Raw genomic sequence first — 12,577 nt, forward strand, 5'->3', positions numbered from 1 at the left:
ATGACCGACACAGCTCTGCTAGACGAAAATCCCTCGACAACCGCAAACGGAACTGGTCGCCGGGTTCCCTACCGGGTTTTCACCGATCCGGAGTATCACGCGCGCGAGCAGGAAAAGATCTTCCAGGGCGAGACTTGGTCCTTCGTCGCGCTCGAGGCAGAAGTGCCCGAGGCTGGCGATTTCAAATCAACCTTCATCGGAGAAACCCCGGTCATCGTCACCAGGGCCGCTGATGGCGCCGTTCATGTCGTGGTCAATCGCTGCGCTCATCGCGGGGCCCTGGTATGCCGCGAACTGCGCGGCAATCGCCCCAATCTCGAATGTGTTTACCACCAATGGGCCTATGACCTCGCCGGCAATCTGATCGGGGTGCCGTTCCGCCGCGGTCTCAAGGGCCAGGGCGGAATGCCCGGCGATTTCGACATGAAACAGCATGGCCTCAAGCAGTTGCGCGTCGGGATCGTCGGCGGGCTTGTCTTCGCCAGCTTTTCTCAAAGCGTGGTGCCACTGAACGATTTCCTCGGCCCGCTGGTTGTCGAGCATATCAAACGGATCATGCACAAGCCGATCAAGGTTCTGGGCGATCAGCGGCAATATGTTCACGGCAACTGGAAGCTCTATGCCGAGAATACCCGCGATCCCTATCACGCCAGCCTTCTGCACCTGTTCCACAATACGTTCGGGCTCTACCGATCGACCCAGACCGGCAAGTCACTGATGGACAGCGAGAAGCGGCATTCGCTCCTTTATTCCATCGCCGCCAGCAACGACGATGCCGCCGACAAACAGGCCTATGGCGATTCCAGGACATTCGATACCGAGTTCAAGCTTCAGGACATGTCGCTGCTCAAGGGCCGCCAGGAATTCGATGACGGCATTACCCTGGTTATCCTCGCGGTTTTCCCGAACCTGGTCCTCCAGCAGATTCAGAACACGCTCGCCGTGCGGCAAATCGTGCCAAAGGGACAGGAAGCGTTCGAGCTGGTCTGGACCCACTTCGGTTACGCCGACGACGATGCAGAAATGCAGGCAATCCGGCGCAAGCAGACCAACCTGATCGGTCCGGCCGGCCTGATCTCGATGGAAGACGGCGAAGCGGTGGAAATCGTCCAGAACGCCATTGTCGGCGAACAGCAGGCAACCTCGTTCATCGCGATGGGCGGTGGCCGCGCCGAAGATGCCGACCACCTTGTCACCGAAGGCGCCATTGTCGGCTTCTGGGACAATTACGAGAAGCTCGTCGGCTTTGGGACCTCCCAATGACCCGAACGATCGACTTCTATTTCGACTTCATCAGTCCCTTCAGCTACCTCGCACAGCTGAAGCTCCCCGAAATCGCCCGCAAGACTGGTTGCGACCTTGAATATTGGCCGATCGACATCCCCGAGGCGAAGATCGCGGCGGGGAACTACGGCCCGTCCAATCGCGAAGTGGCTCCAAAAATCAAGGTGATGATGGCGGACCTCAACCGGTGGGCCCGCAAGTACGACATCCCCTTGCGGTTCCCGGCTAGCTTTACCTGTTCCGACTGGAACTGCGCCACGCTCTACGCGCGCGAACAGGGCAAGGCGAAAGCTTTCGTCGCCGCCGCATACAATCGCATCTGGGGGCAGGGAATCGATCCAAGCGACCGCGAAGAGCTGCGCGCCTGCGCAAAAGAAGCCGGGCTCGATCCAGATGGGCTGATTACCTTCGTCGACTCGCCACTCGGTCAGAACGAATACCGCAAGGTTCGCAGCCAAGCCTATAAGCGGGGAGTCTTCGGCGCACCATTAATGTTTGTCGATGATGAAGTATTCTGGGGAAATGATCGTCTCGACTTTCTGGAAGAGTATCTCTCGCGACAGAAATAGAACTTTACGTAATAAAGCAAGTTAAACAACATAGGGAGAGAGAAAATGAGGGGGCTTAAGCTGCGCCTGTTCGTGACTGCGACCACCATTCTTACGCAATCGCTTTTTTCTAACGTCGCACTGGCCCAGGATTCGGCCGCCACGCAATCCGAGGAGGAACAAGCAACGACCGGTATCGAAGATATCGTCGTCACTGCGACCCGCCGCGAAGCAAGATTGCAGCAGGTGCCCGTGGCCGTCACAGCGCTGGGCGGAGATGCCCTGCAATCGGCCGACGTCTCAACAGTAAGGACGCTGACCCAGCTGGTGCCTGGCTTTGTAGGCAGCCGCAACATGGGTGTCTTCCAGCCCGTGGTTCGCGGTGTCGGCTCAACCGGCATCTCGATTGGCGACGAACCCAATATCGCCACCTACATCGACGGTGTCTATCAGCCCGAATCTGCCGCAAACTGGATCGATCTGGTCGAGGTCGAGCGGGTTGAGGTGCTGCGCGGTCCGCAAGGCACCACTTTTGGTCGCAATGCGACGGGCGGGCTGATCAATGTGATCACGCCGGACCCCAGCTTCGATTTCCGGGGCAAGGCTTCCTTGCGGGTCGGTAGGATGCGGCGCGAAGCGGGCGACTATGACGCGCGGCTCTATGTGACCGGCCCGATCAGCGAAAAGGCCGCGATCGATCTATCTGGCCTCTTCCGCAAGAACGATGGCTATATTGACGATCTGGTGCGTGGTGGAACGCTTGGCGATCAGCGGGTCATCGACCTGCGCAGCAAGGTTCTGTTCAAGCCTGCGGACAATTTCAAGGTTGTCCTGACCGGCGAATTCTTCGATCAGCAGAGCACCACCAATTCGCCCCAGCCGGTCGACGGCAACACTGCTGGACGGCGGTTTCCTGGCGTCATCCTGCCAACGGGCCCCTGGCAGGCGTCGTTGACCGAGGTGCCCATGCTGAACCTTCGGCGGTGGACCTTCGCCCTGCACACCAAACTCGAACTGGGCGCAGTCAACCTGGAAACCACCAGCGGTTTCCTGAACTTGCGCTGGACCCAGAACACCGATTCGGATGCATCGAACCTGCGCCTTGGAAACTTTCTGGCCATCTTCAACGCGGAATCCGGCAGCCAGGAAATCAAGCTCAGCTCGTCGAACCCCGGGCCGTTCCAATGGCTCGTAGGCGGCTATTTCTACCAGTTCGGTGGCAGTTCCTTCCTCCAGCCCTGGACGGCCGCGAATCCTACCCTCCCCCTAGCCGGGCCGACTCTTGAGCCGCACCTCGGCGGTCGGTCCTTCGCGGGCTTTGCGGATGCGACCTATGAGGCCACGCCCGGCCTGTTCGTGAATCTCGGTGGCCGTTACACCACGGAAAAACGCGAGTTCTCGCAAACGGCGAATGGCACCCTAGTCGTCAACGACGTCGATAAGACGTTCAATAAGTTCAACTACAAAGTCGGCCTTCGTTACGAAATTAGCAACACCACGAACGTCTACGCAAGTTGGAGCACCGCCTTCAAGAGTGGTGTCTACAATATGGCGAGCACCCGCAGCGTGCCGGTCGAACCGGAGGAAATCAAGGCCGCCGAATTCGGCATCAAGTCGGATCCGCTCAATTGGCTGCGGGTCAACCTTGCGACCTATTACTACGACTACAAAAACCTTCAACTGCAGTCGAAGGATTCGCTTGGCGCGGGATACATTCTCCAGAATGCCGCCAATGCGGAAATCTATGGCGGCGAACTGGAATTGACCGTTGCACCCACCAGGGATTTGAAGTTGCGCGGGGCGCTAGCCTACACCTACGCGCGCTACAAGGATTTCACGGCCGCCCAGGGCTTTCTCCCGCAGACTGACGGCGGAAATACCGTCGTAACGCTGGATGCTTCGGGCAACGTCATGACTCGTGCACCGAAATGGTCAGGCAACGTCGGCTTTGACTGGGGGCATGATCTGGGCGGCGGTCGGTTGAGCATCAACGGCAACCTCTCTTTCAGTTCGCGCCTCTACTACGACTTCGCCAACAACTTCTCGCAAGGTGCCTATACCTTGTCGAACATGTCGATTGGCTGGACGCCCGAGAGCGAGAAATGGAAAGTTTCCCTGTGGGCCACCAACCTGACCAACGAAAAAGTGTTCCAGACGATGCGCCCTGGCGCGCTATCGACCGATGGTTTCTACGAGCAGCCGCGCAAGATCGGTGCGACGGTTGAAGTCAGGTTTTAAAACGAGGTGGAAAAATGGATCGGAACCGCGGTCCAAATCAAACTCTAGGGAGAAGATGCATGTCAATGATGTACAACACGGGCAGCGGCAAGCAATGGCTGCTTACTGGCAGCAGCCTTGTGCTTGCTTGCCTTGCCGTTGCTCCGACCAACGCTTTCGCGCAGGACGCTACGACCAATAGCGCGGTCGGCCAGGATGCCGAACGCCAGGGCGGCCTCGACGAGATCTTGGTCACGGCCCGTAAGCGCGAGGAGAACGCCCAGGAAACCCCGGTTGCGATTACCGCGATGAGCGGCACGATGATCGAGGATCGGCAGATTGCCAACGTGGCGCAGGTCGCGTCCTATGCGCCCAACGTCAACATTCAGCCAGTCGGCAATATTTCGGGCTCGAGCGCCTCGCTCACCGCGTTCATTCGCGGCGTCGGCCAGACCGACTTCAACATTACCGTCGATCCTGGCGTCGGCATCTATGTCGATGGCGTCTACGTGGCGCGGTCGGTCGGTGGACTGCTGGACATGGCGGACATTGGCAGCGTTCAGATCCTGCGCGGTCCGCAAGGCACGCTGTTCGGCAAGAACACCATCGGTGGTGCGATCATCGTCAACACGAACCAGCCGAGCAACGATTTCGAACTAAAGCTTGAGGCCGCCACCGGCAGCTTCAACCGCGCCGACTTCAAAGGCATCGTCAACATCCCGATCAGCGAAACGCTCGCCATGCGGGCGGTCGCGTCCTACGAAACCCGCGACGGCTATCAGCGCCGCCTGTTCGATGGCGGACGGCAGGGCAACAAGGACAGCTTCGCCGGCCGCGTGGCGTTCAAGTGGACGCCCTCTGATGCCTTCACCGCAACTCTCGCCGGCGACGTCAACATTCGCCGCGAGGAGCAGGCAGCCATCTATCTCATCGAAAACCGGGACTCACCCGATCTTCTGCAAATCGTGAATCTGCCTGATGGCCGTCAAGTTGCCTTCCCTAGCTCAAACTTCGGTTACAACAAGCTGGGCGGTGGCGCTGGACAATGTGGCGCCCCGGGTGAACTGGCACCGGTCAGCAATCCGAACTGCGTTTCTTCCCGATGGGTTACAGGCGATATCGATACGACTTGGGCCGGAGGTCCAAACCGTTCGGACTTCGACCTATGGGGTGTCAACCTGACCCTCGAATATGACTTCGGGGATGTGACACTGAAGTCTATCAGCGCCTATCGCGACCAGAAATCGGTCATCGAATACGACTTTGACGTGACCCCCCACGAGGTGCTGCAGCTGACCAACAATATCAACTTGTGGCAGGCCTCGCAAGAACTGCAGCTCAATGGCAACCTGTTCGACGACAAGCTCAAATTCGCTCTGGGCGCCTATTACCTGAAGGAAAAGGGCGACGACATCGAACCGCTGCGGTTCGGCTTCGCAAATTTCTTCAGCGGCGGGGCAATCGATAACGACAGCTATGCGGCCTATCTCCAGTTCACCTACAAGGTCACCGACCGTCTCTCGATTACGCCGGGCATCCGCTACACTAACGAAACCAAGCGTTTCGATCCTTCGGCGCAGGTGATCTACCGCGATTACACCGCCGGGCTGCTTCCGCCCTATCCCGATGGCGTATTCATCCAGTACAGCCGCTGCCTTGTGGGTCAACCCGCGCCGCAGTTGCTGCCGAACGGGTTCCCCGACCCGGCATGTGTTCCGTCGGCGACCAATCCTGGCGGCAACCATAATCTACCTGCGGTTGAGGTGTCCGCCAAAGCCAAGGAATGGACCCCCGCGGTCTCGGTGAACTATCAGTTCACCAACGACATCATGGGCTATGCGTCTTATTCGAAGGGCTTCAAGAACGGCGGCTTCAGCCAGCGTATTTTCCCTGGTGAACTGGTAACTCCGGCATTTACGCCCGAATTTGTGGAATCTTACGAAGTTGGCCTGAAGACCGAACTGTTCGACCGAAGGCTTCGCATGAACCTCGCTGTCTTCCAGTCCGATTACAGCGATATCCAGATCGTAGTGAACGAAGGCATTGCGCCTAAGGTTCGCAATGCTGGTGAAGGGCGCATCAAGGGCTTCGAAATCGAAGGCCAGGCCGCCCCGACCGACTGGCTGCGGATCGATTACGGCGTCGGCTATCTCGACGCCTATTACCGGACAGTCAGTCCTACAGCCTTTCCGGTGAACCTTAACTCGAAATTTGCCTTTGTTCCCGAATGGACTGCGACAGTCGCTGCTAACGCAACTGTTTACGAAGGCGACAAGGGCAAGGTCGTGCTTCGCGGCGACTGGTACCACCAGAGCGGCACCTTCAAGGATGCCGTGAACAGCCCGCAACTCTATCAACCTGCCTATAGCGTGTTCGGGGCCGGCGCCTCGTACACCGATCCCAGCAATCATGTAACCGTTACTGCCGGTGTCACCAACATCGGTGACAAGCGCTACATTCAGGGCGGTTATGTCGATCTGAACGTCGGCGGCGTTGCGGAAGCCACCTATTCGCGGCCGCGCGAATGGTTCCTCAAGGTCGCCTACAAGTACTGACGGCTCTGCCTGGGGTGACCGAAAGGTCACCCCATCGATTGGGGGGGATCCGCTCCGGCGGTTCCGCCCCGTTTCGTTTGCATCCCTTGAACTTCCCAACCGACTGCCAAGGTTTCGCTCCATGCCTGTTTCCCAGCCATCCTTGTCCCGGCCCGAATTCGCTGCAGGCCTGCCGATCGTCGATGGCGAGGCCATAGCCACTACCGAGCGGGCGATTGCCGTGATCAATCCTGCGACGGGGATGGCGCTGACGGAAATCCCCCTCCTAGGTGCGGTCGAGGCGAACCGCGCCGTCGAAAGCAACGCCAGAGCCTTCGGGGAATGGCGGGCCCATTCGGCCGCCGAACGCGCCGCCATTCTGCACGCTTGGTTCGCGCTTGTTCGCGAAAACCGCAACGATCTGGCAATACTGCTCACGGCCGAACAGGGCAAGCCGCTCGCCGAAGCGCTGGGCGAGATCGACTATGCGGCCAGTTTCATCCAATGGTTCGCGGAAGAAGCCCGGCGCATCAATGGCGAGATCATCCCCGCCCAACGCGATCGCCGGGTCCTGGTTCTCAAGCAGCCGGTGGGCCTGGTCGGCGCGATTACGCCATGGAATTTTCCCGCAGCGATGATCACGCGCAAGGTCGCGCCCGCCCTGGCCGCAGGATGCACCGTTACACTCAAACCCGCCGAACTGACCCCGCTCACGGCCTTCGCGCTGGCCCGGCTGGCACTCGAAGCCGGTGTTCCGGCGGGCACTTTCAACGTCATCGCAGGCGATGCGCCGGCGATCGGATCGGTCCTGACCAGCCATCCCGGCGTTGCCAAATTCACCTTCACCGGCTCCACCACGGTTGGCAAGCTGCTGACCGCGCAGTGCGCGACGACGCTCAAGCGGGTGTCGATGGAGCTGGGCGGCAACGCTCCGCTGATCGTGTTCGACGATGCCGATATCGACGTCGCCGTGGCGGGCACGATCGCTTCAAAGTTCCGAAACACCGGCCAGACCTGCGTCTGCGCCAACCGCATCCTGGTGCAGAACGGCATCCATGACCGGTTCGCCGAAGCGCTGGCCGCCAGAGTCGCGGCTTTCCGCGTCGGCAACGGCCTGGAAGGCGAGACCGATCAGGGCCCGCTGATCACCGCCGCGGCATTGCAGAAGGTGCGCGAACATGTCGGCGATGCCGTCGGGCGCGGTGCCCGGATCGTCACGGGAGGCGAAGGCCATGAAGCCGGCGAGCTGTTCCACCAGCCCACGGTCCTGACCGGCGCCAACCCGGACATGCGGCTGGCGCTGGAAGAGACCTTCGGACCGGTCGCTCCCCTCTTCCGTTTCGAAACCGAGGCCGAAGCCCTGACCCTGGCCAACAGCACCCGCTCGGGCCTGGCCGCCTACGCATTCACCCGCGACATGGACCGGTTCTGGCGCCTTGCCGAAGGTCTCGAGGTCGGCATGGTCGGCGTCAACAACGGCATCATTTCTTCGGAAACCATGCCTTTCGGCGGGGTCAAGGAATCGGGACTGGGGCGCGAGGGATCGCGTCACGGGATCGACGAATTCCTGGAACTCAAGGCCATAAGTCTCGGCTTGCCGCCGCAGCCCGCAATTGAAGCGGAGAATCCCCAAAGGTCATAGCTTCAAGGTGCTCTTAAATGTTGCTTATAGTGCAATTTGTTGCATAATGGATGAGGGAGAAGGATTCGGGCATGAACGTTGCGACGGGAGTACGCAGGAAACGCGCGGGCGGCGCAGTCCGCCAGTGAAGCGCGTGGTCGTTGCCATAACCGGAGCGACAGGCTCGGTTTACGGGCAGCGCCTGCTCGAGATGCTCCGCGAACAAGGTGGCTGGGAAACCCACCTCGTCATGTCGCAAGCCGCCTTGCTCAACATCCGCGAAGAAATTCCCGATGGGCGCCGCCTGATCGAAGGTGCAGCCGATGTGGTGCACAGTGTCCGCAATGTCGGTGCCAGCATCGCCAGCGGTTCGTTCTTGTGCGACGGCATGGTGATAGCGCCCTGCTCGATGCGCACTCTGGCAGCGGTGGCCCACGGTCTGTCCGACAATCTGATCACGCGCGCCGCCGATGTGATGCTGAAGGAGCGGCGCAAGCTGGTGCTGATGACCCGCGAGACGCCGCTCAACCTGGCTCACCTGCGCAACATGGTCGCCTGCACCGAAATGGGCGCGGTCATTTTTCCACCGGTCCCGGCATTCTACGCCCGTCCTGCAGGCCTTCAGGACATCGTCGATCACAGCTGCACACGGGTGCTGGATCACTTCGACATACATCGCAACGCAGCGGGCCGCTGGCAGGGACTTTCCACCGAGAGTGCGGTCGCCGAACCGGCGCCGCTGAAGATCGAAAGGCAAGCATGATGGCTTGGGATATCAAGCGACGCGAGCTCCTGGGAGCCGGAGCGCTGGGCGCAGCCGTGGCCGGGCTTGGCGTATTGCCCGGAGCGGCGGCGGCCCGCGCACGCAGGGTGACGGTGATCGAGGAAAGCGCGTCGCCGGAAAGCCGGATGTTCGCGGCGACGCTTGCCGAAAGCGGCGTGGTTGGCCGGACCATCCGGCTTGACCGGTCGCTCAATGTCCTTCTGCACGAACTGGACGATGCCGATGGCCTGATCGTTGGCCTGACGTCGGATCCCGCGGCCATGATCGCCGGACAGGTTCTGGTCGCGCGCGGCGCCCGCCCGGCGTTGTTGTGGCGGCACCATTACACGGGCGGACGCTGGCAGCATCGGACCAAGGGCGCCGCGCAGCTGCTCCAAGGCGCCTCGGCGGCATGGCCGGTGGCCGTCGCGCACCTGGTTCGCGACGCGCTCGGCGCGCCAACCGAAGCTCGCTTGAACACCTGTCAGTCGGGTTCGTGCGATATCGCGGCCAGCAGCCCCGGACTGCTGGCCTCCTGGGTTTATGAAATCGGGGGAGACCTGTCTTGAGCCGCATTGTTCCCCAGGGTGTCGACGCATCCACTTTCAACAAGGCGCTCGACGAGCTTGCCGCGGTTGTCGGCAAGCAATGGGTATTCCTCGACGAGCTTCCGCTTTCGGCGTACCGGGACGCCTATTCGCCGCTGGCCGATGGCGAAATGCTGCCGTCCGCCGCTGTTGCGCCCGACGGTGTCGAGCAAATCCAGAAGATCCTGGCAGTCGTAAACGCCTACAAGATCCCTGTCTGGACCATCGGGACCGGCCGCAATTTTGCCTATGGCGGCCCGGCCCCGCGCAAATCCGGCTATGTCATGCTCGATCTGCGGCGGATGAACCGCGTGATCGAAGTAAACGAGAAATACGGCTATGCGCTGGTCGAACCCGGCGTGTCCTACATGCAGCTTTATCGCCATCTGCGCCAGATCGGCAGCAAGCTGTGGATCGATCCTGCCGCACCAGCCTGGGGCGGCGTGATGGGCAATGCGCTGGAGCATGGCGCCGGCTATACCCCCTATGGCGACCATTTTGTCATGCAGTGCGGCATGGAAGTGGTTCTGGCCGATGGTGAAATCGTCCGCACCGGCCAGGGCGCACTTGCCGGATCGAAGCATTGGCAAGTCACCAAGCACGTGGCCGGCCCGCATTTCGACGGCATGTTCACCCAATCCAATTTCGGCGTGGTGACCAAGATGGGCATCTGGCTGATGCCGGAACCGCCGGGCTACAAGCCCTTCATGATCACCTACCAGAAGGAGGAGGATCTTGAGGCGATCTTCGAGGTCACCCGGGCGCTCAAGGTCAACCAGATCATCCCGAATGCGGCGGTTGCGGTTGATCTGCTGTGGGAGGCCTCGGCCAAGACCACGCGGCGCCACTATTACGATGGCAAGGGCCCGCTGCCGCCGTCGATCCGTGCCAAGATCGCCTCGGACCACGATCTGGGAATGTGGAACTATTACGGTGCGCTGTACGGCCCGCCTCCGGTGATCGAGAACAACTGGAAGGTGGTGGAGGATGCCTTGATGAGCATTCCCGGCGCCAAGGTCCATTTCGATCGCAAGAACGATCCGGCCTGGGACTATCGCGTACGGCTGATGCGCGGCGAGCCGAACATGACCGAATTCAGCATCATGAACTGGATCGGCGGCGGCGGGCACATCAACTTTTCGCCGATCTCGGCGCCCAGTGGTTCCGAAGCACTTGCCCAATACAAGCTGATCAAGCAGCGCTGCAACGATCACGGCTTCGACTACATCGGCGAATTCCTGGTCGGCTGGCGCGACATGCATCACATCCTGATGATCATGTACGACCGCGCCGACGAGACGATGCGCAAGAGCGCCTACGACCTGTTCGGCCTGCTGGTCGACGAGGCTGCGGAGGCGGGGTTCGGCGAATACCGCACGCACCTCGCCTTCATGGATCAGATCGCCAGGACCTACAAACACAACGACGGCGCACTCTGGGATCTCCACCACCGTCTCAAGGATGTTCTCGATCCCAACGGCATTCTCTCTCCGGGCAAGCAGGGCATCTGGCCCAAGGCGATGCGCACAAGCGCGTAACGGCGCCAGATTCTGACCCAAGGAAAGCAGCAAGATGAAGAACCTCGATCACTGGATTGGCGGCGTGGCGGTAGCGCCTGGAAGTGGCACCTATTTCGACGACCTCAATCCGGTCGACGACAGCGTCTACGCCAGGGTTGCGGCGGGCACCGCCGCCGACGTCGATCGTGCTGTCGAGGCCGCCGACAAGGCGTTTCGCCAGCACCGCGACCTGCCCGCCGCGGTGCGCGAAGGCTGGATGGTCAAGGCCGCGGAAATCATGGAGCGCGACGCCGCGCTGTTCAGCGAGGTATTGATCGACGAAATCGGTTCGCCCGCTGCCAAGGCCGGGTTCGAGACGCGGTTCGCAGTGAGCTTCCTGCGCGCCGCCGCCGGGGTGCCGCGGCGGGTCCGCGGCGAGACAATTCCCTCCGACACGCCGGGCCGCTTCAGCATGAGCCTGCGCCAGCCGGTGGGGGTAGTCGCCGGGATTACCCCGTTCAACGTGCCGCTGATAAAGGGCATCAAGCAATCTGCGATGGCGCTGGCGACCGGCAACGCCTTCGTTCTCCTGCCGTCCGAAGCCGCACCCAAGGTCGCCGATCTGCTCGCCGCCCTGTGGCGCGAAGCCGGCGTGCCCGATGGGCTGTTCAACATCGTCTACGGCAATGGCGCGGAAATCGGAGATGCCCTGACCGGCCATCCCAAGGTTGCCTCGATAACCTTCACCGGGTCGTCGCGGGTCGGCAAGCACATCGCCGGGATCGCCGCCCGGAACCTCAAGAAGTATACACTCGAACTCGGCGGCAAGAGCCCGTTGATCGTGTGCGCCGATGCCGATCTCGAAAAGGCCGTCGGTGCCGCGCTGTTCAGCATCTTCATGTATCAGGGCCAGGTCTGCATGGGGGCATCGCGGATCTACGTTGAACGTCCAATCTTCAACGCCTTTGCCAAGGCCTTCGCCGCCGCGACGGCCAAGGCCAAGGGCGGCGACCTGCGCGAGCCCACCACCATGCTCGGACCGATCATTTCGGAACGCCAACGCGATCGCGTCCGCCGGCATATCGACGATGCCCGCACCAAGGGCGCTGCAATTCTTGCGGGGGCCGAATGGAACGGCAACTGTTGCTCGGCCACGGTGCTGAGCGGCGTGACGCCAGAGATGACGGTCTTTGCCGAGGAAACCTTCGGCCCGGTCACTTCGCTCTATCCATTCGACTCGCTCGAGGAAGCGATCGACCTGGCGAATGACACCGAATACGGCCTGAGCGCGTCGATCTTCACCCGCGATATCGACAAGGCCCTGCGCTTTGCCCAGCAGGCGGAAGCGGGGATGGTCCATATCAACGCTCCGACCCTGCACGACGAACCGCACGTTCCCTTCGGCGGCACCAAGGCTTCGGGGTTCGGGCGCGAAGGCACCGAGGCCGATCTGGAAATCATGACCGAGTGGAAATGGGTGACCGTCCAGACGGCCCCCGCCGGCCACGGCGGCCATTGAGCTGG

The 12,577-nt window shown here is 61.1% G+C and carries 9 protein-coding genes; all 9 read left to right on the forward strand.

Annotated elements, in window-relative coordinates; genetic code table 11:
* The 9 genes from K3A84_RS18705 to K3A84_RS18745 all read left to right on the forward strand — a co-directional run bounded on the left by K3A84_RS18705 (position 1) and on the right by K3A84_RS18745 (position 12,572).
* Positions 1-1,263 (forward strand): aromatic ring-hydroxylating dioxygenase subunit alpha, encoded by a 1,263-nt coding sequence (locus K3A84_RS18705; RefSeq protein ID WP_225011012.1) that lies wholly within the window; start codon positions 1-3, stop codon positions 1,261-1,263.
* A complete protein-coding gene (locus K3A84_RS18710; RefSeq protein ID WP_225011013.1) occupies positions 1,260-1,853 on the forward strand; it encodes a 2-hydroxychromene-2-carboxylate isomerase in 594 nt (197 codons plus the stop codon). Before K3A84_RS18705 ends, K3A84_RS18710 begins: the two co-directional genes overlap by 4 nt.
* 45 nt (positions 1,854-1,898) lie before the next feature.
* Positions 1,899-4,070 (forward strand): TonB-dependent receptor, encoded by a 2,172-nt coding sequence (locus K3A84_RS18715; protein WP_225011014.1) that lies wholly within the window; start codon positions 1,899-1,901, stop codon positions 4,068-4,070.
* Between the two features lie 59 nt (positions 4,071-4,129).
* Entirely contained in the window at positions 4,130-6,604 is a 2,475-nt protein-coding gene (locus K3A84_RS18720) for a TonB-dependent receptor (protein ID WP_225011016.1), read from the forward strand.
* A 121-nt stretch (positions 6,605-6,725) separates the two neighbouring features.
* On the forward strand, positions 6,726-8,225 hold the full coding sequence (locus K3A84_RS18725; protein ID WP_225011017.1) for an NAD-dependent succinate-semialdehyde dehydrogenase: 1,500 nt from the start codon (positions 6,726-6,728) through the stop codon (positions 8,223-8,225).
* Between the two features lie 124 nt (positions 8,226-8,349).
* Positions 8,350-8,967: a UbiX family flavin prenyltransferase gene (locus K3A84_RS18730; RefSeq protein WP_025548158.1), complete on the forward strand. Its 618-nt coding sequence runs from the start codon at positions 8,350-8,352 to the stop codon at positions 8,965-8,967.
* Between the two features lie 107 nt (positions 8,968-9,074).
* Positions 9,075-9,536 carry a hypothetical protein gene (locus K3A84_RS18735; protein WP_225011019.1) on the forward strand — a complete coding sequence of 154 codons (462 nt, stop codon included), beginning with the start codon at positions 9,075-9,077 and terminating at the stop codon, positions 9,534-9,536.
* Positions 9,533-11,092: an FAD-binding oxidoreductase gene (locus K3A84_RS18740; RefSeq protein WP_225011021.1), complete on the forward strand. Its 1,560-nt coding sequence runs from the start codon at positions 9,533-9,535 to the stop codon at positions 11,090-11,092. The genes K3A84_RS18735 and K3A84_RS18740 overlap by 4 nt, the downstream gene beginning before the upstream one ends.
* A 34-nt stretch (positions 11,093-11,126) precedes the next feature.
* Positions 11,127-12,572, forward strand: coding sequence for an aldehyde dehydrogenase family protein (locus tag K3A84_RS18745; RefSeq protein ID WP_013832793.1), 1,446 nt, complete (start codon positions 11,127-11,129; stop codon positions 12,570-12,572).
* Positions 12,573-12,577: the final 5 nt, after the last annotated feature.

Origin of the sequence: Novosphingobium percolationis (assembly GCF_020179425.1) — a bacterium.
GTDB lineage: Bacteria > Pseudomonadota > Alphaproteobacteria > Sphingomonadales > Sphingomonadaceae > Novosphingobium > Novosphingobium percolationis.

Bases quoted from the DNA above. Each gene is read 5' to 3' on its own strand.
- K3A84_RS18705 (WP_225011012.1), top strand. From the start codon at position 1: ATGACCGACACAGCTCTGCTAGACGAAAATCCCTCGACAACCGCAAAC.
- K3A84_RS18710 (WP_225011013.1), top strand. From the start codon at position 1,260: ATGACCCGAACGATCGACTTCTATTTCGACTTCATCAGTCCCTTCAGC.
- K3A84_RS18715 (WP_225011014.1), top strand. From the start codon at position 1,899: ATGAGGGGGCTTAAGCTGCGCCTGTTCGTGACTGCGACCACCATTCTT.
- K3A84_RS18720 (WP_225011016.1), top strand. From the start codon at position 4,130: ATGTCAATGATGTACAACACGGGCAGCGGCAAGCAATGGCTGCTTACT.
- K3A84_RS18725 (WP_225011017.1), top strand. From the start codon at position 6,726: ATGCCTGTTTCCCAGCCATCCTTGTCCCGGCCCGAATTCGCTGCAGGC.
- K3A84_RS18745 (WP_013832793.1), top strand. From the start codon at position 11,127: ATGAAGAACCTCGATCACTGGATTGGCGGCGTGGCGGTAGCGCCTGGA.